Source organism: Paraburkholderia sp. BL17N1 (assembly GCF_003634175.1).
Taxonomy (GTDB): Bacteria; Pseudomonadota; Gammaproteobacteria; order Burkholderiales; family Burkholderiaceae; genus Paraburkholderia.
Genome location: NZ_RBIW01000002.1, coordinates 2,217,149 through 2,242,271 on the forward strand (window position 1 = coordinate 2,217,149; position 25,123 = coordinate 2,242,271).

The 25,123-nt window shown below is 64.1% G+C and carries 23 protein-coding genes; 13 read left to right on the top strand and 10 right to left on the bottom strand.

Translation table 11 applies throughout. The annotated features are described in order from the left end of the window. Positions 1 to 283 precede the first annotated feature (283 nt). The 5 genes from B0G82_RS29835 to B0G82_RS29855 form a co-directional block, all read right to left on the bottom strand. Positions 284 to 610, bottom strand: a complete 327-nt coding sequence (locus tag B0G82_RS29835) for a hypothetical protein (RefSeq protein ID WP_121309960.1) — start codon at positions 608 to 610, stop codon at positions 284 to 286. Positions 611 to 806: 196 nt separating this feature from the next. Continuing rightward, entirely contained in the window at positions 807 to 2,165 is a 1,359-nt protein-coding gene (locus B0G82_RS29840) for an MFS transporter (RefSeq protein WP_121309961.1), read from the bottom strand. Between the two features lie 409 nt (positions 2,166 to 2,574). Next, entirely contained in the window at positions 2,575 to 2,919 is a 345-nt protein-coding gene (locus B0G82_RS29845; RefSeq protein ID WP_121310935.1) for a cupin domain-containing protein, read from the bottom strand. Between the two features lie 34 nt (positions 2,920 to 2,953). After that, entirely contained in the window at positions 2,954 to 3,943 is a 990-nt protein-coding gene (locus B0G82_RS29850; RefSeq protein WP_121309962.1) for a succinylglutamate desuccinylase/aspartoacylase family protein, read from the bottom strand. Between the two features lie 33 nt (positions 3,944 to 3,976). Next, positions 3,977 to 5,059, bottom strand: coding sequence for a tartrate dehydrogenase (locus B0G82_RS29855; protein ID WP_121309963.1), 1,083 nt, complete (start codon positions 5,057 to 5,059; stop codon positions 3,977 to 3,979). Between the two features lie 146 nt (positions 5,060 to 5,205). Between B0G82_RS29855 and B0G82_RS29860 the strand changes: the two genes are divergently transcribed. Continuing rightward, the gene (locus tag B0G82_RS29860) at positions 5,206 to 6,162 is read left to right on the top strand and encodes a LysR substrate-binding domain-containing protein (RefSeq protein WP_121309964.1); all 957 of its coding nucleotides are present in this window, start codon (positions 5,206 to 5,208) and stop codon (positions 6,160 to 6,162) included. Positions 6,163 to 6,214: 52 nt separating this feature from the next. Here the strand turns inward: B0G82_RS29860 and B0G82_RS29865 are convergent, their stop codons facing one another. From B0G82_RS29865 to B0G82_RS29880, 4 genes are all read right to left on the bottom strand, one after another. Beyond that, complete coding sequence (locus tag B0G82_RS29865) at positions 6,215 to 6,712, bottom strand: winged helix-turn-helix transcriptional regulator (RefSeq protein WP_011491802.1); 498 nt, start codon at positions 6,710 to 6,712, stop codon at positions 6,215 to 6,217. Between the two features lie 52 nt (positions 6,713 to 6,764). Next, on the bottom strand, positions 6,765 to 8,162 hold the full coding sequence (locus tag B0G82_RS29870) for an aspartate aminotransferase family protein (protein WP_121309965.1): 1,398 nt from the start codon (positions 8,160 to 8,162) through the stop codon (positions 6,765 to 6,767). A 184-nt stretch (positions 8,163 to 8,346) separates the two neighbouring features. Further along, positions 8,347 to 9,273, bottom strand: a complete 927-nt coding sequence (locus B0G82_RS29875) for a glyoxylate/hydroxypyruvate reductase A (protein ID WP_121309966.1) — start codon at positions 9,271 to 9,273, stop codon at positions 8,347 to 8,349. 5 nt (positions 9,274 to 9,278) lie between these two features. Beyond that, entirely contained in the window at positions 9,279 to 10,151 is an 873-nt protein-coding gene (locus tag B0G82_RS29880; protein WP_121309967.1) for a GNAT family N-acetyltransferase, read from the bottom strand. 278 nt (positions 10,152 to 10,429) lie between these two features. On the opposite strand from B0G82_RS29880, the gene B0G82_RS29885 reads away from it, so the two are divergent. The 11 genes from B0G82_RS29885 (at position 10,430) to B0G82_RS29935 (ending at position 21,724) form a co-directional block, all read left to right on the top strand. After that, positions 10,430 to 10,666, top strand: coding sequence for a hypothetical protein (locus tag B0G82_RS29885; protein ID WP_121309968.1), 237 nt, complete (start codon positions 10,430 to 10,432; stop codon positions 10,664 to 10,666). 236 nt (positions 10,667 to 10,902) lie between these two features. Then, entirely contained in the window at positions 10,903 to 11,571 is a 669-nt protein-coding gene (locus B0G82_RS29890; protein ID WP_106282523.1) for a haloacid dehalogenase type II, read from the top strand. A 44-nt stretch (positions 11,572 to 11,615) separates the two neighbouring features. Then, complete coding sequence (locus tag B0G82_RS29895) at positions 11,616 to 12,890, top strand: FAD-binding oxidoreductase (RefSeq protein ID WP_121309969.1); 1,275 nt, start codon at positions 11,616 to 11,618, stop codon at positions 12,888 to 12,890. Between the two features lie 94 nt (positions 12,891 to 12,984). Then, positions 12,985 to 14,601 carry an ABC transporter substrate-binding protein gene (locus tag B0G82_RS29900; RefSeq protein ID WP_116147707.1) on the top strand — a complete coding sequence of 539 codons (1,617 nt, stop codon included), beginning with the start codon at positions 12,985 to 12,987 and terminating at the stop codon, positions 14,599 to 14,601. An 82-nt stretch (positions 14,602 to 14,683) separates the two neighbouring features. After that, positions 14,684 to 15,637, top strand: coding sequence for an ABC transporter permease (locus B0G82_RS29905; protein ID WP_106282520.1), 954 nt, complete (start codon positions 14,684 to 14,686; stop codon positions 15,635 to 15,637). Continuing rightward, entirely contained in the window at positions 15,634 to 16,584 is a 951-nt protein-coding gene (locus B0G82_RS29910; RefSeq protein ID WP_106282519.1) for an ABC transporter permease, read from the top strand. Before B0G82_RS29905 ends, B0G82_RS29910 begins: the two co-directional genes overlap by 4 nt. Beyond that, entirely contained in the window at positions 16,584 to 18,428 is a 1,845-nt protein-coding gene (locus B0G82_RS29915; RefSeq protein WP_116147709.1) for an ABC transporter ATP-binding protein, read from the top strand. Before B0G82_RS29910 ends, B0G82_RS29915 begins: the two co-directional genes overlap by 1 nt. Beyond that, entirely contained in the window at positions 18,425 to 18,739 is a 315-nt protein-coding gene (locus tag B0G82_RS29920; RefSeq protein ID WP_116122072.1) for a (2Fe-2S)-binding protein, read from the top strand. Before B0G82_RS29915 ends, B0G82_RS29920 begins: the two co-directional genes overlap by 4 nt. Then, positions 18,724 to 20,106: an FAD/NAD(P)-binding oxidoreductase gene (locus B0G82_RS29925; RefSeq protein ID WP_121309970.1), complete on the top strand. Its 1,383-nt coding sequence runs from the start codon at positions 18,724 to 18,726 to the stop codon at positions 20,104 to 20,106. The genes B0G82_RS29920 and B0G82_RS29925 overlap by 16 nt, the downstream gene beginning before the upstream one ends. Further along, a complete protein-coding gene (locus B0G82_RS29930) occupies positions 20,103 to 21,272 on the top strand; it encodes an FAD-binding oxidoreductase (RefSeq protein WP_121309971.1) in 1,170 nt (389 codons plus the stop codon). The genes B0G82_RS29925 and B0G82_RS29930 overlap by 4 nt, the downstream gene beginning before the upstream one ends. After that, entirely contained in the window at positions 21,269 to 21,724 is a 456-nt protein-coding gene (locus B0G82_RS29935; RefSeq protein ID WP_116122069.1) for an AraC family transcriptional regulator, read from the top strand. The genes B0G82_RS29930 and B0G82_RS29935 overlap by 4 nt, the downstream gene beginning before the upstream one ends. Here B0G82_RS29935 and prpR read toward each other — a convergent pair. Next, the gene (gene prpR, locus B0G82_RS29940) at positions 21,681 to 23,666 is read right to left on the bottom strand and encodes a propionate catabolism operon regulatory protein PrpR (protein ID WP_121309972.1); all 1,986 of its coding nucleotides are present in this window, start codon (positions 23,664 to 23,666) and stop codon (positions 21,681 to 21,683) included. The two genes, B0G82_RS29935 and prpR, sit on opposite strands and share 44 nt — an antisense overlap. 219 nt (positions 23,667 to 23,885) lie before the next feature. Here prpR and prpC point away from each other — a divergent pair, with 219 nt between their 5' ends. Then, entirely contained in the window at positions 23,886 to 25,055 is a 1,170-nt protein-coding gene (prpC, locus tag B0G82_RS29945; protein ID WP_121309973.1) for a 2-methylcitrate synthase, read from the top strand. Positions 25,056 to 25,123 lie beyond the last annotated feature (68 nt).

The window sequence follows — 25,123 nt, forward strand, 5'->3', positions numbered from 1 at the left end:
ACGCGCGTCGATTGATGGATCGATGCTACGCCTCTACCGCAATCGATGAAATTGCCAATCGAGGCGCCGGTGGTGCGCATGCGGTTTTTTTGCGGCAATCACAGCATTTTCTGCTGATTCATGCCGGCACGTTCAAGAACGGCCGATGCCTGCGCGTGGAAGGTCGCCTGAACCGGCTGGTCGTTCGACAGAACCGATCGGCAATGAGCGGGGTTCAGCGCATTGTCACGGCAACGCGCTGACGTAGCAGGGCGCTGCGCAAACGCCAGAGGCAGTGCAGGCGCTATTGCGTCGGCGTCTGCGCCTTACGGTTCGCGCAATCCGACGTGAACGCCATGCTGGCCTGATCCGGCGTCATGCGCGGCGCGTCCGGGCTGTAGATCTTCTCGATGATGGCGCTGACCGCTTGCCGGTCAGCCGCATCGTTGTAGTACCTGGCCGCCTGCTCGAGCGCTTGCGCCTTGGTCTTTTTGTGCGCGCGCCAGGAGGCGACCTGTCCGGCGATATCGCCGATCGCGAAGCATTGATCGCTGACGGTTTGCGCAACGGCTTGAACGGCCGGCTGCGCGAGGCACGCCGCAAGCAGCGCGGATACGACTACGCGTTTCATTCCCTGAATCCTGTGGTAGATGGGCACGGGTCAACAAGCGCGTAGTTTATCGGGAAAGTCACGAACCCTTCACTGTCAGGGACAACAGCTTTATGCCGAATCCGGCCTCAGAATCGCGTGCAACTGGCCGTTCAGCCTCGGGCGAGCTAATCGACTCATGATTTGAGTCGATTAGGTACGCATTCGACTCACCCGCTCAATGCCCGAACGACTCCGCCTTCGGCGCACCCACGTTCGCCACATGCGGCCGCGCCGCCTGCTTGATCAGCAACGCCACGCACGAAATCAGACCCGCCACCGCGATCATCGCGAAGATGCCCGCGAACGAAAAGTGGCGACGCGTCAGTTCGGCCACGAGGAACGAGCCGGCAATCCCGCCGAAGCGCCCAATGCCGAGCATCCACGCCACGCCGGTGCCGCGGCCTTCGGTCGGGTAGAACGCGGCGGCGAGCGCGGGCATCGACGATTGCGCGGTATTCATCAGCACGCCCGCGACGAACACGATGAACACCAGCGCGCCCACATTGCCCACTGCCTGACCGATGAAGTACACGCTCACGGCCGTCAACGCATAACAGGCCGCGATGATCCGGTTCGCGTTGAAGCGGTCCATCAGCACGCCGCACAGCACGGCGCCCACGCCGCCAAGCGGGAACAGCGCGGAAATCAGTGTCGCGCGTTGCGGCGTGAGTCCGGCGTCCTTCAGCAGGATCGGCATCCAGTTGATCGACGCGTAGAAGATCACGAGACCCATGAAATAGGTGATCCACAGCATCACCGAACCGATGATGTACGAGCGCGACAGCACTACCGCCGCACCCTTGCCGCCGGTTTGCGGCGCCGTTTCGGTCATGACGAAGCTGCCCGCGTGCGCCGCTTCGCCCGAAATGCGCGCGAGCGCCGCGCGAATCCGCTCAACCGGCTTGTTATTGGCCACCATGTAGCGCACCGATTCCGGCATCTTGATCGCCAGCACGATCAGAAGCAGAAGCGGCGTGATGCCGCCGAGCAGCAGCACGCTGCGCCAGCCGAAATGCGGAATCATCCACGCCGCGAGGAACCCGCCGAACGCGGCGCCGAGCGGGAAGCCGCAGAACATCAGGTTGATCACCGTCGCGCGGCGGCGGTCCGGGCAGTATTCGCCCATCATCGTCACGGCGTTCGGCATGGCCGCGCCGAGACCGACGCCGGTGATGAAGCGCAGTGTCGTCAGTTGTTCGATGCTGGTCGAGAAGGCGGAGCCGAGGCACGCCACGCCGAACAGCAGCACGGAGCCGAGCAGCAGGGAGCGTCGCCCGAGCCGGTCGGACAGCGGTCCCGAGCCGAGCGCGCCGCAGGCGAGGCCGAACAGCGCCGCGCTCAGCACGGGCGCGAGCGCCGGTCTGGTGATGCCCCATTCAGCGATCAACGAAGGCGCAATGAAGCCAATCGCCGCCGTGTCGAAACCGTCCAGCAGGACGATGATGAAACACATGGAGAACACGAGCCATTGGAACGGCGAAAAGGGATGTTCGTTGATAAATGCTTGAACGTTCACAGCCGTGCTGCGGTTCATGATGGTCTCCTCACTGCCGGATAAGCAAAGGCTCGCGGGAACGAGCCTTTTCTTTTTATACGATCGGACGCCGTTTTAGAAGCCGTGCGACGCCCATGCCGCGGTGGACCGATTACGCCGCAGGGACGCCAGGTAATAGCCGCAACGCGTAAATGTTCATAATAAGAACGTAGATTCTATGTGCGAACGAAGCTGAATTGTAAGTAGGACGACAACATGGGAGCAACGCGGGATTACCCGACGCTGTCGCGGACGCGCATGGGAAAGCGGGGAGCGCTGGGAGGCGGCGCGACAGAGCCGAATGGTCGAGGCGCGCGCGGGGAGGAGGGGCAAGAGAGAGGGTGGAGCGCCGGCCTTAGCGGTTTGGCGCGGTGCAGGCCGCCGCTCGGTGCAACTTATGACGCGACGTTCAGAAGATGACGTAGACCTTGCGCATCGTCTCTTCGACTTCCCAGAGCCCTTCTGTATTAGCTTCGAAAAAGAGCGTATCGCCGCTCTGAAAGTGAATGGTCTCTTCGTTGTCAGGCGTAAAGCGTCCGCGTCCCGCAATGAAGTGCATCACCTCGGCCTGCTTGACCGAGCGGCGATAGGTGCCGGCGGTGCATTCGAAGATGCCGGTATCGACGGCTTCGCTGCCCTTGATAACGCGTTGCACGCCCGACACCTGAATTGGCGTCGTACCGGGCAATCCCACCTTGCCCCAGTCTTCGAGATTCTGCAGATTCACGCTTTGCTTGAGTTGCTGTACCTTCATCTTCACGTTACCTTTTGAGTGTGCACGGGCCGCTTTATTGGCCGCTGGCTTGAGTGTTCGTCACGGTCTGCTCGATCTTGCCTAACCGGACGACGGTCACGCCGGGCCGCAGTTGCCGCAGCGAAGGCATGACGAGCATGCAGTTGTCGTAGGGTGTGGTGACCGGCTCGCCGTTGGACCAGCCGATCACGGCGCCGGCCTCGGCGAAGATCTCGAGACCCGTGTACGGCGCCGCAAAACGAAAATCCATGCTGGTGGCCACCACCGGCTGCGTCACGCGGACGATGTGCTGTACCGGCGGCAGCGGAGCGAGCCAACCTTCCGGCAGATCCGCTTCGTCGATCACGCCGGCGAGCAACAGGAAGCGCGCGGTGGTGTCGCGCGCGACCGCAACCGCGCTCTGTTCCCAATGCTGCCCGCATTCGATCAGCAGCGCGTTCTTCGGGCTGGCCGAGTCGCCGAAACCTTCGTAGTCGCGCATGCGGCGGCCTTCCGGATGGCCTTCGTCGCAGATCACGGTGGCCGGCGTGCCGAGCCGCACGGCGAGATCGATGCCTTTTTGCAGCGGCCCCGCCACGATCAGCGGCTTGCTCTTCTCGTGCATGGAATGCAGATCGAGCAGGGCGTCGACAGCGTCGATCACCGGCCGCATCGCGCGCGCGCGTTCCAGTTCACTGGACGTGCGCGAGGTGTCGTCGAGCATCGCGGCGGTCCACACGCGGTTGAAGTCCTGATCGACGAAGCGGGCCGCATCCGGCTGCGCGGGATCGAAACTCCGATAAGCGTCGACGTTGGCGAACGCCAGCGTGAGACGCCCGCGCCGCGGCCGCAACTCACGGCGCAGCAATTCGTCGACGACGATCGCGCCGCACACTTCATTGCCGTGCGTCAGCGCGTTGATCATGACATGCGGACCCGGCGCGCCCGAATCGAACGTATGCACGTAAGCGATGCCGGACGCCGATTGTTCGTGCGCCGAGATATCGGGGAATTCGACTTCAATGGGGTAGGCTTCCATGCTCATGCGAGTTGTCCTGGCAGAAAGTGAACGAAAGACTCAGGCGAGTTTTGCCGCAATCGCCTGGCCGACTTCGGTGGTGTTCGCCTTGCCGCCGAGGTCGCCGGTATGCGGGCCTTCCACCAGCGTTGCTTCGATGGCGGCGAGGATCGCGTCGTGCGCCTCGCGCTCCTTGCCCTCGTGGTTGCCAAGGAAGTCGAGCATCATCGCGGCCGACCAGATCATCGCGATCGGATTGGCAATGTTCTTGCCGGCGATGTCCGGCGCCGATCCGTGCACGGGTTCGAACAGCGACGGAAATTTGCGGTCCGGATTCAGATTGCCCGACGGCGCGAGACCGATCGTGCCGGTGCACGCAGGGCCGAGGTCCGACAGGATGTCGCCGAACAGATTGGTGGCCACCACCACGTCGAAGCGATCCGGGCTCAGCACGAAGCGCGCACACAGAATGTCGATGTGCCGCTTGTCCCACGTCACGTCCGGATACTGCGCCGCGATGCCGGCCGCAACCTTGTCCCACCACGGCATGCTGATCGCGATGCCGTTGCTCTTGGTAGCCACGGTGATCTTCTTGCGCTCGCGCCGTTGCGCGAGATCGAATGCGAACTTCAGCACGCGCTCGCTGCCGTGCCGCGTGAAGACGGATTCCTGCAGCACGAATTCGCGCTCCGTGCCTTCGAACATCACGCCGCCCACCGACGAGTACTCGCCCTCGGTGTTTTCACGCACGATCCAGAAGTCGATGTCGCCCGCCTTGCGGCCGGCGAGCGGCGAAGGCACGCCGGCAAAGAGGCGCGCCGGGCGCAGATTGATGTACTGGTCGAATTCGCGGCGGAACTTGAGCAGCGATCCCCACAGGGAGATATGGTCGGGCACGGTGTCGGGCCAGCCGACCGCGCCGAACAGGATCGCGTCGGCCGATTGCAGTTGCGCTTTCCAGTCGTCCGGCATCATCTTGCCGTGCTTCGCGTAGTACTCGCAGCTCGCCCATTCAATGTGCTGATACTCCAGCTCGATGCCGAAGCGCGTTTTCACCGCCTCCAGCACGCGGACGGCTTCCGGCATGACTTCAACGCCAATGCCGTCGCCGGGAATGACTGCGATCCGATATTTCTTCGACATGTTGTGCTCCTCCGCTTGGGTCTGTTGGGGCTTCTGGACGATTCGATAACGGCTATTTTATTCCTGCTGTTTCAGACTAAAATAGTCGCTTTAGTTAAGTCACTGTGCACGATTCGTGTACAAACTCAGGTGCGAGCAATCGACCCATGACCGCCGTCCCCTCACCCGATCTCGGCGATTTGCGCGTGTTTTGCGAAGTGGCGCGCAAGTCCAGTTTCAGCGCGGCGGCGGAGGCCTTGTCGGTGTCCGCGGCGTATGTCAGCAAACGCATCAACGTGCTCGAGACTACGCTCGGTACGCGTTTATTGCACCGTTCCACGCGCCGCGTCGCGATCACCGAAGCCGGTGAGCGCGTCTACACGTGGGCCGAAAAGATTCTCGACGATGTCGATCAGCTCGTGGAAGACGTCTCCACCACGCGCCGCATTCCCGGCGGCAAGCTGCGCATTTCCAGCAGCTTCGGCTTTGGCCGGCGTTTCGTTGCGCCCGCGCTCGCGCGTTTCTCCGAGCGCTATCCGCAACTGAGCGTGCGGCTCGATCTGTTCGACCGCCTCGTCGATGTCGGCGGCGAGGGCTTCGACCTGGACGTGCGGATCGGCGACGAGATCGCGCCGCATCTGATCGCGCGGCGGCTCGCGTCGAATCATCGCGTGTTGTGCGCGTCGCCCGATTACATCGCGCGGCATGGCGCGCCGCGCCAGCTTGCCGAGCTGTCCTCGCATGCCTGTCTCGCGATCAAGGAGCGCGACCATCCGTTCGGTCTGTGGCGTTTGACGGTGCGCGGCGAAACCGTGTCGATCAAGGTCACGGGACCGTTGTCGACCAATCACGGCGAAGTGGCGGTGGAGTGGGCGCTGGCCGGACGCGGCATCGTGCTGCGGTCCATGTGGGACGTGCGGCCGCTGCTCGAAAGCGGCCAGTTGCGGCAGGTGTTGCCCGAGGTCACGCAGCCGGCGAACCTGTGGGCGGTGTATCCGGCGCGCCTCGCCCAGTCGGCGAAGGTGCGCGTTTGCGTGGACTTTCTGAGCGAGGAATTCGCGCAAGGCAATACGCCGGGAGACGATGCGGCCGGCGCGAACATGGCCGGCATTGCCGAACGTTGAATACTGCAGACTGAACGACGGCAAGATCCGGCCGGTCACAACAAAGCAATGCCTAGTGATGATTCTGCGAGAACAGCGTTTCGAGCGGGTAATGGCTCTTCACGAAGGGCGACTTGATGATCACGTAGCTGAAATACTTCTCGATGCCGATATCGCGTTCCAGCAGTCCTTCCACGATGCTCTGGTAGTGGCTCACGCTGCGCGTGACGAACTTCAGCAGATAGTCATAACCGCCGCTTGCCAGATGGCACTCGACAATCTCGTCGACGTCGCGAATCGCATTCACGAACTTGATGAAGTCTTCCCGCCGATGATCGGCGAGCGTGACTTCGGTGAACACGATCTGCACGTCGCCGAGCTTTTCGAGCTGGATCTGCGCGCCGTAGCCGATGATGTAGCCGGCTTTCTCCAGACGCTTGACCCGGATCAGGCAAGGACTGGGCGACAAGCCGACCGCGTCGGCAAGCTCGACGTTGGTTATGCGGCCTTTCTTCTGCAACTGGGAAAGTATGCGCAGGTCAATCCGGTCTAGCTTGCAGTCGCTGCTCATCGTAACGTTGTCGCTCCGGCGATCGTGGTGGGGGCTGGGATGGCCCTCTACTCTAGCATGCAGTGGCATGAGTTTTGACCTTCAACGCGGCGCGCACATCGGCTTGTGCGAGAACGTCGTCGAGGGTCTTTTCGAGCCGTTCGAACATCAGATCGAACTCGGCCTCGGTGTAGGAAAGCGCCGGTGCGAAGCCGAGGATGTTGTCGCCGAACGCACGGAAAATCAGGCGGTTTTCATACGCGGCGGCGGCGATCCGTTCGGACAGTTTCAACGCCGGGTCGAAGCCCGCCTTGCTGTCCTTGTCGGTGACAAGTTCGAGCGCGCCCAGCAGGCCACGATGCCGCGAGTCGCCCACCAGCGGATGCGCGAGCAGTGCATCGAGGCCGCGCGCGAAACGCGGCGCGCGCGCCACGCCGTTCGCGAGCAGGCCGCCTTCGTGATAGAGGCGCAGCACTTCGAGGCCGATCGCCGCGCTCACCGGATGGGCCGAATATGTATGGCCGTGGCCGACCACGGCTTCGGCGTCGCCGTCCGCGATGCCCTGATAGATTTCGTCCGACATCAGCACGGCGCCCATCGGCGCGTAGCCCGCCGTCAGGCCTTTGGCGACCGTCATCAGATCCGGTTCGACGTCTTCGCCCTGGCAGGCAAACAGCGGACCCGTGCGACCGAAACCGGTGATGACTTCATCGGCGACGAACAGAATGCCCAGCTTACGGCAACTTTCACGCATGGTCTTGAGCCAGCCGACCGGCGGTACGATCACGCCACCCGAACCCTGGATCGGTTCGCAGAAGAACGCGGCGACGTTGTCGGCGCCAAGCTCGGCCACCTTTGCTTCGAGCGCTGCGACCGAGGCGGCGATCAGCGCGGCGTCGTCGGCGAAATCGCTGCGGTAGGCGTACGGCGACGGCAGATGATGCTGGTTCGGCAGCGGCAGATCGAAGTTGCGATGGAACGCGGGCAGAGCGGTAAGACCGGCACCGGTCGTCGACGAGCCGTGATAGCCGCGTTGCAGCGCGATGATGTGCTTCTTCGACGGCCGCCCCGTGGCGTTGAAGTAATGCGTGATGAAGCGCAGCGCCGAATCGACCGCGTCGGACCCGCCGAGTGTGAAGTACACGTGTTGCAGCGACGCGGGCGACACTTCGACCAGCTTTTGCGCGAGTTCGATGGCCGGTTCCGAGCCGAAATGGAAATAGCCGGTCGCGTAGGGCAGTTTCTGCATCTGCGCGGCAGCGGCGTCGACAATGCTCTGCTGGCCGTAACCCACGTTCACGCACCAGAGTCCGGAAAACGCGTCGAGCAGTTCGTTGCCGGCCGCGTCGCGCAGAAACGCGCCGCTGGCGGATTCGAGGACGGTGACGCCGCGTGCTTCGTGCGCGCGGTAGTTGATGACCGGGTGAATCAGATGCTTGCGGTCGGCTTCGATGAGCGATTGAATCGGCATGATGGGTATCTCGTCGCGGGAAGGGGCTGTTGACCGTTCCATACTACTGATCAGCGGCGATCGCCCGCTTACCTAAACAATTGCCTGAAAAGCTCGCACGACGCGTTTTGATGCACCGTCTTGGCATTTTCTGCTGCGGACGCTGAAAAGCACCACCGCGCGGGCGTTTCAGGCGGTACTGCCCTCAATAGCCTTGCGCGCGGTCGATCTGACCGACCATCGGCATGCCTTCGCGATGGCGGCGCAGATTCTCCAGCACGACTTCAACGGCGGTTTCGGGCCGCGTCGCGCTGGCGATATGCGGCGTGATGCGCACGCGTGGATGTGTCCACAACGCATGACCGGCGGGCAACGGCTCGGGATCGGTCACGTCGAGAATGGCGTTGTGCAACTGGCCGCTCTCGAGCGCCGCCAGCAGATCCTGCTGATTCAGATGCGGACCGCGACCGGTTTGAATCAGCGACGCGCCGCGCGGCAGCTTCGCGAACAACGCCGCGTCGAGCAGCCCGCGCGTGGCGGGCGTGAGCGGCAGCAGGCAGATCAGGATATCGGTGCGCGCGAGAAACGCATCCAGTGCGTCTTCGCCCGCATAACAGGTCACGCCTTCTATCTCGCGGCCCGAACGGCTCCATCCCGCACAGTCGAAGCCGAACAGCCGCAGCCGCTCCAGCACGGCCGTGCCCAACACACCCAGGCCGAGCACGCCGACGCGGCGTTGGCTTGCCGGTTTGAGCGGCAACTCGCGCCAGACTTGCTGCTGTTGCTGAAGGCCGTAGTCGAACAGATCGCGATGAATCGTCAGCACGGCCTGCGTGACGTACTCGACCATGCCTTCGACGATTCCCGGCTCGATCATGCGCACCACGGGCACATGCTCCGGCACGCCCGACAGATCGAACTGATCGATTCCCGCGCCGACGGAGAACACGACCTCCAGATTGGGGAAGGTGCGCGTGGGATCTTCGGGCGGCTGCCAGGCGGCGAGATAACGGATGGCGGCCGGGTCGCCGAGATCGGGCCAGATATGGAACGGCAGCTCAGGCGCTTTCTGCGCGAAGAGTTTCGCCCACTGCGCGCCGCGCGCCGGATCGGCTTTATAGAGGAAGGCCATGTCGGTCAGAAGATTGCCTGGTTGATGATGCCGTATTGCAGGTAATGCGAGTCCTGGCCGGCGCTCGCGGGCTCGCCCGGCGTGGCGTTGCGGACCATTCTGACGACCGTGTCCACGCGCGGCAAGCCCAACTCTTCCAGCCACTCCGTGAGACCGCTATCGCTGGGCGTATCGACGCGGACGAACACGCCCTCGTTCAGCGCGAGCCAGTGGCTGATGAGCGCCTTGGCGCGGCTCGAATCCTCCGAGGCGGCCGCGACCACCGGACCGATCGCAAAGCCGCGGCCGAAGCGGCGGAACAGCGCGAAGCCGATCAGTTCGCCATCGCGGTCGAGCGCGATGCCATCGGCGGTGTCAAGCAGCGCGGGCAAGACTTCGCCGCGATCCAGACCGCTGGCCCGCGACGCCAGTTCGACCAGGCGCGCCGTATCGCTCGAACCGAGCGGGCGCAAACGCTCGCCCGGCGGCAGCGATACGAGCGGTGGCTGAAACGCCGCGCCCTGATGCTGGTCGAGCGTGCCCGCGGCACGAAAGCCGAGCTTTTCATAAAGCGGCTGGCCGGCGGTGGTGGCGTGCAGGAACGTAACCCGGCCGTCCAGTTCTTCCAGCACCAGTTCCATCAGCTTTCTGCCGATGCCGCGCCCCTGGCTTTGCGGCGACACGATCACCATGCCGAGCGAGGCGCGCTGCGCGCCGTATTTCCAGCATAGGGCCGTGCCGATCACGCCGCTCGCGTCTTCCGCGACGAAACCCACGCCCAGCTGGAGGACGAATCTCCAGTCGTCCGCGCGATGCGGCCATTTGAGTTCGACCGTCAACGCGTGCGCGGCGGGAATGTCGTCGAGGGTGAAGCGTCTATAGGTAATCGAATCGGACACGCCGTACTCCCTGATTGACTGAAGGCTTACGCCGTCACTGTGTCATCCGGTGCGCGGTGTGACTAGGACGATCTTTTTATCGAGGCCCACGGACAGGGCCGCATCGAAATTCGATGCAAAACGCCAGGTCTGGGTGCGCATTACAGGTAACTTCTGCTGCGAGGCGAATTTTGTCGGCGATATATGTCAGGCCCGCGGCTCTACGATTTTGTCATGGCGCAAGCATTCACGAAACGCACCGCGCGGACCACTGGTTAATCACCCAGGAGACCTTGCTCATGGACAGCTTCAATCCGGACGACGTCGAGCGAAGTCTTGTCGAACCGCTGTCCGAGCGCATCGGCGAGACCTTCGCCGGGTTGAAGCCGGGCGCGACGCTGCGCTACGGCGGCGGCAGGAATCCCGGCCGCCACGCTTACCAGGCCAGCCTGCGGTTCGAAAGCGTGCTGATCGAGCTGCGCGCCCGAACGCGCGATGCACGCCTCGCGCACCGGCCGCAAATCCAGGCGGGATAAGGCTTTCCGCCCGAACGCCGCATTCTGTGCTGTCAGCGGCGTTAAAACGCAATGTTTGTGTCACCAGCAGCGCACTAATCAGGAACATCTATGTTTTTGCGCTGATTAAATCTTTAACAGGAATTGAGGTTTAGTCGACCGGCTTGCGCGCTTTGACGCGTTGCTCCGGTCTCACGCAAAGCGGTTTCCGCCAATGAACTCCGACAGCGGGTTCACCATCACGATAGGACTGCACCATGATCGAATTCGAACCGAAATACATCACCTTCGACTGCTACGGCACGCTGACGAAATTCCACATGGCCGACATGACGCGCGAGCAGTACGGCCACTTGCTGAGCGGTGAAGACCTCGAAAAGCTCGTCGCGTTCTACGCGGGCTATCGTCGCGATGAAGTGCTCGGTGCATGGAAGCCGTATCGCGACGTGGTGGTCAATGCGCTGCGCCGCGCGTGCAAGCGCGTGAACGTCGAATTCAACGAAGCGGGTGCGCAGAGCATCTATGAAGCCGTGCCGACCTGGGGCCCGCATCCGGACGTGCCGGAAGGCGTCGCTCGTCTGGCGAAGAAGTACAAGCTGGTGATTCTCTCGAACGCTTCGAACGACCAGATCCAGAGCAACGTCGACAAGCTCGGCGCGCCGTTCCACAAGGTGTTCACCGCCCAGCAGGCGCAGTCGTACAAGCCGCGCATGCAAGGCTTCGAATACATGTTCGACCAGCTCAACTGCAATCCGGAAGACGTGTTGCACGTATCGTCGAGCCTGCGCTACGACCTGATGACCGCGCACGACATGGGCATCAAGCACAAGGTATTCGTCAACCGCGGCCACGAACCGTCCACGCCTTATTACCAGTACTACGAGGTCCAGGACATTCCGCATCTGGCTTCGGAACTCGGCCTGTAAGCGCCGGTTTTTCACGTTCATTGCCCATCTCAAGGACAGACCGGATGAAGCTCGATTCCTACTGGCTCGACACCGCGCCGCCCCTGCTTTCGGCGTGCGAGGGTCCGGTCGACGGCCAGACCGACGTGGTGGTGATCGGCGGCGGCTTCACCGGCCTGTCGGCGGCGCAGGCGCTGGGCAAGCGCGGCGCCGCGGTGACCGTGCTCGACGCCGGCCGTATCGGCGGCGGCGCGTCCGGGCGCAACGGCGGGCAGGTCAATACCGGTGTCGCGCAGGACTTCGTCGCGCTGGTCGCGCAACTCGGTGTGGAGCGCGCGAGTGCCTGCTACCGTGCGTTTTCAGATGCGGTCGATACGGTCGAGCGGCTGATCCGCGAGGAAAACATCGACTGCAACTACATCGCGACCGGCAAGTTGAAACTGGCCTCCAAGCCGCATCACCTCGCGCATCTTGAGAAGACCGCGGAAGCGATTCGCCGTGAAGTCGATACGGATATCGAACTAATCGACCGCAGCCGTATTCGCAGCGAAATCCAGTCCGACAGTTTTCACGGCGGGCTGCTGCAACGCCACGGCGGCCAGATGCACATGGGCAAGTTCGCGGTCGGTCTCGCCGAGGCGGCGGTGCGGCGCGGCGCAAAGCTGTACGAGAACGCGGCGGTCACCGCCATCGTGAAAGACGGCAGTGGCTTTCGGATCACCACGGCGCGCGGCGAAGTGCGCGCAAGGCAGGTGCTGATCGCGACAGGTCCGTCGCGGCACGGCCCGTTCGGCTGGTATCGGCGTCGCCTCGCGCCGATCGGTTCGTTCATCGTCGTGACCGAACCCTTGTCGCCCGAGTTGCTGGCGCAAGTGTTCCCCAACCGGCGCGCGTACACGACCACGCGTTTGATGCACAACTATTTCCGCGTGACGCCGGACTCGCGTCTGCTGTTCGGTGGCCGCGCGCGCTTCACGGCGTCCGAACGCCCGTCCGATGCAAAGAGCGGACGCATCCTGCAGGAAGGCCTCGCCGCGATGTTCCCGATGCTCGCAAGCGCGCGCATCGACTATTGCTGGGGCGGTCTGGTGGACATGAGCGCCGACCGTCTGCCGCACGCCGGGCAGCACGACGGCATCTATTTTTCGATGGGCTATAGCGGCCACGGCACGCAGATGTCGACGCACATGGGCCAGGTGATGGCCGACGTGATGGACGGCCACGAGGACCAGAACCCGTGGCGCGAGTCGGAGTGGCCCGCGATTCCCGGGCATACCGGCAAGCCCTGGTTTCTGCCGCTGGTGGGCACGTATTACCGTATCAAAGACATTTTCTACTGATGGTTTCGTTGTTGGATTGACACTTGCACCCGGAAGTTAAAAAAACGCAGCCACGCCTGCTCAACCCCATAGCTCTACCTCGCGGAGAAGTTCGATGAATAAGGAAAACTCGCAACATGGCGCTCTTGGTCTCGGCACCGAGTTGGAGCGGTTGACCGCCAAAGGTGCATCGCGGCGCGGCGTGCTGCGCGCGATGGCCGCAGCCGGGATGATGTCGGTGACAGGCGCCGGCCTTCTGACCGCGAGCGGCGAGGCGCTGGCGCAAGCCAAGCCGAAGCAGGGCGGCAAGATCCGCGTGGCGACACAGTCCGCCTCCGCGGCCGATACGCTCGACCCCGCGAAGGGCGCGCTCGGCACCGACTACGTGCGCGGCTTCATGTTTTACAACTGCCTGACCGAACTCGACTCGCATCTCGGCGCGAAGATGTCGCTGGCGACCTCGCTCGATACGAAAGACGCCACCGTGTGGGTCGTCAAGCTGCGCAATGGCGTGCAGTTCCACGACGGCAAAGCCCTCGCGCCGGCCGACGTGGTCTATTCGATCATGCGCCACAAGGATCCGGCCACCGCTTCGAAAGCGAAGACGCTGGCCGATCAGATCAAGGAAGTGAAGGCCACCGGCCCGAACGAAGTGACGATCACGCTGGAAGGTCCGAATGCCGATTTGCCGGTGATCCTCGCCACCTCGCATTTCCAGATCATCAAGGACGGCACCAAGGATTTCAAAACGGCGATCGGCACCGGCCCGTTCAAGGTCAAGGAATTTTCGCCGGGCGTGCGCACGGTCGGCGTGAAGAACGAGAAGTACTGGAAGCCGGGCATGCCGCACCTCGACGAAATCGAGCTGATCGGCATTGGCGACGAGTCGGCGCGCGTGAACGCGCTGCTTTCCGGCGACGTGCAGCTGATCAACGCGGTGAGCCCGCGTTCGACCACGCAGATCAAGGGTGCGGGCGGCTTCTCGGTGCTGGAGACGAAGAGCGGCGTGTACACTGACCTGATCGTGCGCGACGAAGGCGGCATTACCGGCAACGACGATTTCCGTCGCGGCATGATGTACCTGCAGGACCGCGAGCAGATGCGCCGCGCGATCTTCCAGGGTTACGGGACCATCGGCAACGATCAGCCTATCGATCCGACCAACAAGTACTACCTGGCCGGCTTGCCGCAACGCGCCTTCGATCCGGACAAAGCGAAGTTCCATTTCCAGAAAGCCAAGGTGGGCAGCGCGCCGATCCAGATTTTCGCGTCGCCCGCGGCGGAAGGCTCGGTTGAAATGGCAATGTTCCTTCAGCAGGTCGCGCCGCAAGCCGGTCTGAATCTGCAGGTGTCGCGCGTACCGGCCGACGGTTACTGGTCGAACCACTGGATGAAGCATCCGTTGGGTTTCGGCAATATCAACGCCCGGCCAAGCGCCGACGTGATCTTCACGCAGTTCTTCAAGTCGGACGCACCGTGGAACGAGGCTAACTGGAAGAGTCCGAAATTCGACCAGTTGCTGCTGCAGGCACGCGGCGAACCGGACGACGCCAAGCGCAAGCAGTTGTACGGCGATATGCAGGTGCTGGTACATGACACGGGCGGCGTCGGCATTCCGATGTTCCAGAGTTCGCTCGACGCGTACACGAACAAGCTCAAGGGCCTCGGTTCCATTCCTCTCGCCGGATTGATGGGCTACATGTTCGCGGAAAACGTCTGGCTCGAAGCCTGAGCTCGACTCAGGGCACGCCCTGCAACACGCGCGCCGCCTCATCGGCGGTGCGCGGCTTCAACCGCAATGGAGGCGATTCTCGATGAAAGCACATGCGCAACGTCTCATCGCCGCGCGCCTTGGCCTCGCGCTGCTTACGCTGCTGCTGGTGTCGGCAGTCGTGTTCGCGATCACCGGGCTGCTGCCCGGCGACGCGGCCCAGCAGGCGCTCGGCCAGGCGGCAACCCCCGAAGCCGTGGCCGCGCTGCGGCATCAGTTCGGCCTCGACCAGCCCGCGCTGCAACGCTACTTCGTGTGGCTCCTTCACGTGGTGAGCGGCAACTTCGGCACGTCGTTGTCGAACAATCTGCCCGTCAGTCAACTGATCGCGACGCGCCTGCCGAACTCGCTGGTGCTCGCCGGACTGACGGCGGTGGTGTCCGTGCCGGTGGCGCTGTTGATCGGCATTTCGTCGGCGATGTTCCGTGGCTCGCTGCTCGACCGCACGCTCAATGTGCTGACGCTCTCCACGGTCGCCGTGCCGGAATTCCTGATCGCGACGATCGCCGTGCTGATCTTCGCCGTCAAGCTGCGCTGGCTGCCGGCCCTGTCGTATCTGTCGGAAGTGCATTCGTTCGGCGCGCTGCTGCGCATCTACGCGATGCCGGTAATGACGCTGTGCTGCGTGCTCGTGGCGCAGATGGCGCGCATGACGCGCGCCGCGGTGCTCGACCAGCTCAATTCGTCGTATGTGGAAATGGCCTTGCTCAAGGGCGCCTCGCCGGTGCGCGTGGTGTGGCGGCATGTGTTGCCGAACACCGTCGGGCCGATTGCCAACGCCGTGGCGCTGAGTCTGTCGTATCTGTTCGGCGGCGTGGTGATCGTCGAATCGATCTTCAACTATCCGGGCCTTGCGAGCCTGATGGTCGACGCGGTCACCAACCGCGACATGCCGCTCGTGCAAGGTTGCGTCATGGTGTTCTGCGCGGCGTATCTCGCGCTCGTGCTGATCGCTGACCTGTGTCAAATCGTATCCAACCCGAGGCTGCGTCGATGATGAGCCAACCTACCAATCCCCACCATGTTCCTCACGCCGGCACCGAACTGTACGACGTGCGCCGCGATGAAGTGGTCGTCGAGCCCGCGCCTGTCGAAGTCGCGCCGCTGAAACACGGCGTGTTCAAACGCTTGGTGCACCGCTTCTCGGTACTCGGCCTGATCGGTCTCTTGATGGTCGCGTTCTGGCTGCTGGTCGCGTTCATCGGACCGCTGGTCGCGCCGTACAAAGGCGGTGCGCTGACCTCGACGGAAATTTTCGGCCGTTACAGCGCGGCGTACCCACTTGGCACCGACTACCTCGGCCGCGACATGCTGAGCCGGATTCTCTACGGCGCGCGCTATACCGTCGGCCTCGCGCTCGCGGCCGCCGTGCTCGCCAGCGTGATCGGCACATTCTTCGGCCTGCTCGCGGCGGTCTCGGGCCGCGTGGTCGATGAAGTTCTGAGCCGCCTGTTCGACGCGCTGATTTCGATTCCGAGCAAGGTGCTCGCGCTCGTCGTGATCGCCGCGTTTGGGTCGTCGATTCCGATGTTGACGACGGTCGCCGCGGCCGCCTACATTCCCGGCGCGTTCCGCATTTCGCGCTCGCTCGCGGTGAACGTGATGAGCCTCGAATACGTGCAGGTGGCCCGCGCTCGCGGCGAAGGCATCTTCTATATCGCGCGGGTCGAAGTGCTGCCCAACATGATTCATCCGATGCTCGCCGATTTCGGCCTGCGTTTCGTGTTCATCGTGCTGCTGCTGAGCGGGTTGAGCTTTCTCGGCCTCGGCGTGCAGCCGCCGAACGCCGATTGGGGTTCGCTCGTGCGCGAGAACATCGGCGGCTTGTCGGAAGGCGCGCCCGCCGTGCTGATGCCGGCCGTCGCGATCGCGACGCTGACCATCGGCATGAATCTGCTGATCGACAACTTGCGGCGTCGCAACCGCAAGCAGGGAGGTGCGTGATGGCTGAGCGGGACATGATCGAAGTAAAGGGCCTGAGAGTCGTCGCGGGTGCCGCACCGGGGCCGGTGACGGAGATCGTCAAGGGCGTCGATTTCTCGGTGAAGAAGGGCGAAGTGCTCGCGCTGATCGGCGAGTCCGGTTCGGGCAAGACCACCATCGCGCTGTCGCTGCTCGGCTATGCGCGCGCGGGCTGCGAGATCAGCGGCGGGTCGGTGCGCATCGGCGAGCTCGAGGTATTGTCGCTCGATGCGAAGGGACGCCGCGCGTTGCGCGCGCGCACTGTCGCGTACGTCGCGCAGAGCGCGTCGGCGGGCTTCAATCCGGCGCGCACGATCATGGATCAGGTCATCGAGCCGGCGCTGCTGCATCGTCTGATGACGAAAGAAGCCGCACGCGCCAAAGCGATCGGACTATTCCGCTCGCTCGCGCTGCCCGCGCCGGAAACGATCGGCGCGCGCTATCCGCATCAGGTATCCGGCGGTCAGTTGCAGCGCTTGATGGCAGCGATGGCATTGATCACCGATCCGGCCGTCGTCGTGTTCGATGAGCCGACCACCGCGCTCGACGTCACCACCCAGATCGAAGTACTTGCGGCGTTCAAAAAGGTGATTCGCGAACTCGGCACCACGGCCGTGTACGTGTCTCACGATCTGGCGGTGGTCGCGCAGATGGCCGACCGCATCGTCGTGTTGAACGGCGGCGCGGTGAAGGAGAACGGCGCGGTCGCGCAAGTGCTCGACGCGCCTGTGGATGCGTACACGCGTCAATTGCTGGCCGCGACGCGGCGTCCGGAAGCCGTGCTGACGTTGCCGCCAAATCTCGGCAAACACGTGCCGCCGCTACTGGAGATTCGCGGGCTGTCGGCGGGCTATGGACGGATCGACCGGCAAGGCGTGCCTGCCGTGCGCGTGCTCGACGACGTCAGTCTGTCGATTCCACGCGGCAGCACGCTCGGCGTGATCGGCGAATCCGGCTCCGGCAAGACCACGCTCGCGCGCGTGGTGGCGGGGCTGGTCGACCGCGGGCGCGGCGAGGTGCTGTTCAACGGCGAGCCGTTGCACGCACAAATCTCCCGCCGTACGCCGGAGCAGTATCGGCAGATCCAGATCGTGTTTCAGAACGCCGATACGGCGCTCAATCCGAGCCATTCGATTGCCGATATTCTGGGGCGGCCGCTGGCGTTCTATCACCATCTGCGTGGCTCGGCCGCAAAAAAACGCATGCTGGAGTTGCTCGATCTGGTGAAGCTGCCGGCTTCGATCGCCAAGCGTACGCCTGCCGGACTCTCCGGGGGCCAGAAGCAGCGCGTGAATCTGGCACGTGCGCTCGCCGCCAATCCAGCCTTGATTCTGTGCGACGAAGTGACCTCCGCGCTCGACACGGTGGTCGGCGCGGCGATTCTCGATCTGCTCGCCGAATTGCGGCGCGAACTGGGCGTGTCGTACATGTTCATCAGCCACGATATCTCGACGGTGCGCGCGATCTGCGACGAAGTGATCGTGCTGTACGCAGGGCATCGCGTGGAAGCAGGGCAGCGCGAGGTGCTGGCGGCGCCGCCGTATCACCCGTACACGGGCCTGCTGGTCGATTCGGTGCCGGCCTTGAAACCCGGCTGGCTCGACGCGCGCCGCGACATTGTCGCGACCGCCTTGCCGGCGATGGGCGAGAGCGCGGACATTGCCGAGTTGTGCTCGTTCCGCGCGCGCTGTCCGGTGCGTATCGACGGCAAGTGCAACGTAACGCCGCCTTCGTTGAAGAAACTGCCTTCGGGCGCGGAGATTCTGTGCCACCATCCGGCCGCCGAATTGAACCGCCTGCAGACCGTGGAGGCGACCGCGGCATGAGCGGACGATTTGTACGCGTCGCGGAAACGGGCCGCAAGACCTTTCCGATCACGGTGGACGGCGTCGTGCGCGAGGCCGCCGAAGGCGACACGCTGATGGTCGCACTGCTCACCGGCACGCGTACGTTGCGCGACTCCGAATTCGGCGACGGCCGCCGCGCCGGTTTCTGTCTGATGGGCGCCTGCCAGGACTGCTGGGTGTGGACCGCGCAAGGCGAGCGCGTGCGCGCATGCAGCACGCCGGCACTGCCCGGCATGTCGATCGTCACGAAGCTGGCGGAAGCCGGGGAGGGTGTATGGCCCCGCGCGTAGTCATCGTCGGCGCCGGCCCGGCGGGTGTGCGCGCGGCGCAGGCGCTAGTCGAAGCGGGGCTGCGGCCCATGGTGATCGATGAAGGGCGGCGCGACGGCGGGCAGATTTATCGGCGTCAGCCGGAAGGGTTTTCGCGCAGCTACGAGACGCTCTACGGCACCGAGGCCGAGCGAGCCACGTCGCTGCATCAGAGCTTCGATGCGTTGAAAAGCAGGATCGACTATCTGGCGGAAACGCTGGTCTGGAACATTTCGCCGAACACGGTGCATCTGGTGAGCGGCACGCGGTATCACGAGCTTGCGTTCGACGCGCTGATCGTTTGCAGCGGTGCGACGGATCGGCTGATGCCGGTCAAGGGCTGGCATCAGGCCGGCACTTATAGCCTCGGCGGCGCGCAGGTCGCGTTGAAGTCGCAAGGCTGCGTGATCGGCTCGCGCATCGTGATGATGGGCAGCGGTCCGCTGTTGTACCTCGTGGCCGCGCAGTACGTGAAAGCGGGCGCGCAGGTTGCCGCGGTGCTCGACACTTCGACGTTCAGACAGCGCGTTGCCGCGTTGCCGCGTCTGCTGGCGATTCCCGCCGCGCTCAGAAAAGGCATTGCATTGATGCGCGTGCTGGCTGACGCGCGCGTGCCGGTTCATCGCGGCGTAGTGCCGCTCGAAATCAAAGGCTCGGCGCAAGACGGCGTGAGCGCCGTCGAGGTGACATTGCCCGGTGGCAAGCGCCTCGAATTCAAGTGCGATGCCGTCGCGCTCGGTTATCACCTGCGGCCCGAGACGCAACTCGCGGACCTTGCCGGCTGTCGCTTTCTGTTCGACGAGACCGCTCAGCAGTGGCTGCCGCAAATCGACTCCGATGGCCGCAGCAGCATCAAAGGCGTCTATCTGGCCGGCGACGGCGCGCGAGTGCGCGGCGCGGACGCAGCGGAACGCTCGGGCCGTCTCGCGGCGCTGGCCGCCTTGCAGGATCACGGCCTGCCGGTCGACGGCGTGGAGCACTTGCGCGCCGAACTCGCGCGCTTTACGCGTTTTGCCGCGGGCTTGCGTGAAGCGTTTCCGTGGCCGGCGAAATTCGCCGCGTCGCTGCCGGACGAAACGATTGTCTGCCGCTGCGAAACGATCACGGCAGGCGAGTTGCGTCGCGTGGTGCGCGCGACCGGCGCTAAAGAGGCCAATCGCGCGAAGGCGTTTTCGCGCGTCGGCATGGGGCGTTGCCAGGGGCGCTATTGCGGCCACGCGGGCGCGGAAATCATTGCGGCTGCGGCGTGCGTGCCGCTGTCTTCAGTGGGACGGCTGCGCGGCCAGGCGCCGGTCAAACCGCTGCCGGTGGCGTTGACCGAAGCAGTGAGCGACGAGGTGATCGAATGAGCGCGACGACCGCGAACGAAGCCGATGTGATCGTGATTGGCGGCGGCATCGTGGGAACGACGACAGCGTTCTTCCTGCGCCAGCGCAACCGTTCGGTGATTCTGCTCGAACGCGGACTCACCGGCCAGCAGGCGAGCGGTGTGAACTTCGGCGGCGTTCGCCGTCAGGGCCGTGCGTTGTCGCAACTGGCGATGGCGAACCGCGCGCTGCGTACCTGGCAACGTTCCACGGAACTGCTCGGCGAGGACATCGAGTTTCTGCCGTCGGGTCATACGCGTGTGTGCTACCACCAGAAGGACGTGGAGAATTTCGACCAGTACGCGATCGACGCCCGCGCCTACGGTCTCGAACTCGAAGTGCTGCACGGCGAAGCGCTGTTCAGGCGCTTTCCGTTTCTCGGCCGCGAGGTGCTGGCGGCTTCGATCTCTCCGCTCGACGGCCACGCCAATCCACGCCTCGCCGCGCCCGCGTTCGGCCGCGCGGCGGCCCGGCTGGGCGCGCGGGTGATCGAGGACACGGAGATCGTGTGCGTCGAAAAAGACGGTAGCCGGTTTCGCGTGGAAAGCGCGCGCGGCGACGTGTATTGGGCGGCGCAACTCGTGATCTGCGCCGGCGCGTGGGCGTGCCGGCTGACCGAACAGTTCGGCGAATCCGCGCCGCTCACCGCGCGCGGACCGCAAATGTGCGTGACGGAGCCGGTGCCGTACGTGTTCAAGTCGTCGATGGGCGTGTTCACGTCGATCAAGGAAGAAAGCATTTATTTTCGCCAGATTCCGCGCGGCAACATCATCGTCGGTGGAGGTCCTGCCGGTCCCGCCGACGCCGTGACGAGCCGCGCTTCCGTGTTGCCGATCAACACCGTGCGGCAACTCGCGCAAATGCGCCGGCTCGTGCCCGCGTTGGCGCCGCTGCATGTGATTCGCGTGTGGAGCGGCGTGGAAAGCTATCTGCCCGACAGCGAGCCGGTGATCGGTCCGAGCGGTCAGGTCGACGGTTTGTTCTACGCGTTCGGCTTCAGCGGGTCGGGGTTTCAGATCGGCCCGGGCGTAGGCGAAACGCTGGCGGAACTCGTCGATACGGGCAGCACGGCGATTCCTCTCGACGCCTTCTCCATCCAGCGTTTCACGAAACAACCGGCGGCCCGCTCGACCATCGTGACGTCATGAAACAGTCCATCAGCCTCAATGCGGCCCGTGCTTTCATCGAAGCTCATTTCGACGAACCGGTGACGCTCGCCCAACTCGCCGCGCTGTCCGCGCTCAGCGTGTCGCGTTTCGCCACGGTGTTCCGGCAGCAATACGGCTCATCGCCATACCGCTATTTGTGCGGGTTGCGGATCCAGCGCGCGCAGACGCTGCTGCTCGAAGGCGTGCCGGGATCGGTGGTGGCGACGGAGGTCGGTTTCTTCGACCAAAGCCACTTCGGCCGACATTTCAAGCGATGCTGCGGCATGACGCCCAGCATGTTCATCGCGCGGGCCGCGGCCAATGCGGCGCGGCACGGTGGGGCGAGCGCAGCGAATGGCGCTGGCGGTTTGAGCGGCGCTAGCGGCTTGAATAATTTGAGCGGCACGCCTACTGCGTCGCGCTCAGCTTCCGCCATAACGTCGTCTTGCTGATGCCGAGCGCCTCGCAGACCGCGTCGCGATCGCCGTCGTGCGCGGCGAGCGCGGCGCGGATTTCGTCGGCTTCCACGTGACGGCTGCGTTCGCGCAGGGTCAGCGCGGCTTTTTTCGTGCGCGCGTGCGGCTCGATTATTTCAGGCGCGACCGTGCGCAGCATGTCGCGGGTGAGAACCGGTTCGGCGGTGTGTTCGGACATCGCGCCCACGTCCGCATCGGCTTCGGCATTTGCATCGGCGAGTTCGACCGCGATCCGTTCGATCACGTTCTGCAATTCACGCACGTTGCCCGGCCACGCGTAGCGCTTGAGCGGCTCCGCGAGCGCGGCAAGCAGGCGCCCGGCGGCGGCCGCGTCCGGTATGCGCGCCGCGAGCCTCGGCTCGCGCGCGGCGGCTTGCAATAGCAGTTCGACGGCGAGCGGCAGCAGATCGGTCGGCCGCTCGCGCAGCGGCGGCAGCGCGATGCTCAAAATGTTGAGCCGGTAGTACAGGTCCGCGCGAAAGCTGCCCGCTTCGATGCCCTCGGTCAACGCGCGATGCGTTGCCGCGACCACGCGAATATCCACCCGCGTCGGCTCCGTCGAACCGAGCCGCACCACTTCACGCTCTTGCAGTACGCGCAGAAGCCGACTTTGCAGCGACAGCGGCATTTCGCCGATTTCATCGAGAAACAGCGTGCCACGGTGCGCCACTTCGATCAGCCCCGCCTTGCCGCCCTTGCGCGCGCCGGTGAACGCGCCTTCTTCGTAACCGAACAGTTCGCTCTCCAGCAGCGCCTCCGGAAACGCGCCGCAATTGATCGCGACGAAGGCGAAGTCGCGTCGCGCGCTCAACTGATGCATGCTCTGCGCGACCATCTCCTTGCCCGTGCCGCTTTCGCCGAGAATCAACGCAGTGGCGTCCGAGCGCGCGTAGCGCCGCACGAGCGCGCGCACGCGTTCGATCGATTCGGACGCGCCGACGATATCGTCGAGCCGGTAACGCGCGCTGAACTGCTGCACGCGTTGGCGCGAGCGCAAGGTCCGGTCGAGCCGTTCGACCGCGCGCGATTCCTGAAACGTCAGCACCGTGCCCGCCGCCGCGCCGCTGCTCGCCAGCGGCCCGCGATGCACGACATAGCTCACGCCACGCACCGTGCACAAGGTGTCGCCGTCGGCGTCCGGCAGGCTGCCCGCGAGATCGGGCGCGAGTTCGAGCAGCACGCGGCCCACGGCCTTCGCCGCGTCGAGGCCGAGCACGGCGGCAAGGCGCTGGTTCATCGCTTCGACGCGGCCTTGCGCGTCGAGCGCGACGACGCCGTCGCGCAGATGCTGCAGCAGATTGTCGAGCCGTTGACGCCGGACCGTTTCGCGCCGCGTGGCTTGCGCGACTTCGAGCGCGGTGTCGAAGGCCGCGCGCACCGACGCGCGCGAATACAGAAACACCGCGCCCATGCCGGCATTCGCCGCGAGATCGGTGACCATGCCAGGGCCGACCACCACGTCGATGCCGCGATCGCGCAGATCGAGCACGACGCTCTCCGCGTCCTGCGCTGATTGATACGAGGCGAACGTGACGTCGAGCGCGTAGGCGGCGACGAAGCGGCGCACTTCGTCAGGCGTGTTGCCGTGCGTGACGAGCGCGACCTTCGCGCCGTCGCGTCGCGCCCGCGCAAGCGCATGCATCACGTCGAAGCCGGTCGGGCTGATCAGCACGACCGGCACCGACACGCGCGTCTTCAGATACGCGCCGTTCGAGCCGCCGGCAATGACCACATCCGGACGACCCGCGCCCGCGGCGTCGATCTCGCGCACGGCGTCTTCGAAACCGTGCGAGACGATGCGCAAATCCGCGCGTTCCACGTATTCGCCGGCGATATCGAAGAACAGATCGCGTAGTCGGCTGATACTCACGGCCCAGATGCGGGGGCGCTGGGCGGGTTCGAAGAGAGGTGTGTTCAAGGCAGGGCGGCTCGCGGCGAGGCGGGTGAAGTGCGTCTATTATGCGCGCATCCGTTTCTGATTTGAAATCAGCATTTCAGTTGTGAAATCGAATGCCGGTGGAGGCGATCGCGTGTCTCTTATGAAATCAGGCACTTAGCCCGCGTCGATGCGGCTGGCCCGTTCTTTGCCTTTCAGGCTGCGTTCAACAGCATCCCCCATGCATCAGGAGACGAACTCATGAGCGAAGCAGACAACAGCACGCCCAACGCGGGCGCATTCAAGCCGAAGAAATCCGTCGCCCTATCCGGCGTGACAGCGGGCAACACTGCCCTCTGCACGGTCGGCAAGACCGGCAACGACCTGCATTACCGCGGCTACGACATTCTCGATATCGCGAGCGCCTGCGAATTCGAAGAAATCGCCTACCTGCTGGTGCACGACAAGCTGCCGACCCAGGCCGAACTGACCGCGTACAAAACGAAACTGAAGGCGCTGCGCGGGCTGCCCGCCAACGTCAAGGCCGCGCTCGAATGGATCCCGGCCGCCGCGCATCCGATGGACGTGATGCGCACCGGCGTGTCGGTGCTCGGCACCGTGCTGCCGGAGAAAGACGATCACAACCTGCCGGGCGCGCGCGACATCGCCGACAAGCTGATGGCCTCGCTCGGTTCGATGCTGCTCTACTGGTATCACTACTCGCACAACGGCAAGCGCATTGAAGTGGAAACCGACGACGATTCGATCGGCGGCCACTTCCTGCATCTGCTGCACGGCGTGGAGCCGTCAAAGGCTTGGGTCGACGCGATGCATGTGTCGCTCAACCTGTACGCCGAACACGAATTCAATGCGTCGACGTTCACAGGCCGCGTGATCGCGGGCACGGGCTCGGATATCTATTCGGCTATCACCGGCGCAATCGGTGCGCTGCGCGGACCGAAGCACGGTGGCGCCAATGAAGTCGCGTTCGAAATCCAGTCGCGCTACCAGACGCCGGACGAAGCCGAAGCCGACATCAGAAAGCGCGTCGAGAACAAGGAAGTGGTGATCGGTTTCGGCCACCCGGTGTACACGATCTCCGATCCGCGCAACAAGGTCATCAAGGAAATCGCCAAAAAGCTCTCGAAGGAAGCCGGCAACAGCAAGCTGTTCAATATCGCCGAGCGGCTGGAGTCGGTGATGTGGGAGGCGAAGAAGATGTTCCCGAATCTGGACTGGTTCAGCGCGGTCTCGTATCACATGATGGGCGTGCCCACGGCCATGTTCACGCCGCTCTTCGTGATCGCGCGCACGGCCGGCTGGAGCGCGCACATCATCGAGCAGCGTGTCGACAACAAGATCATCCGTCCGAGCGCGAATTACACCGGACCCGACGACCTGCCGTTCGTGCCGCTCGCCAAGCGTGTTTGAGGTCGCTTTGAAGCCGCCTTATTGGCGTCTTCATCGCGGTCGATCGCGTGAGCGCATAACCGCACGCT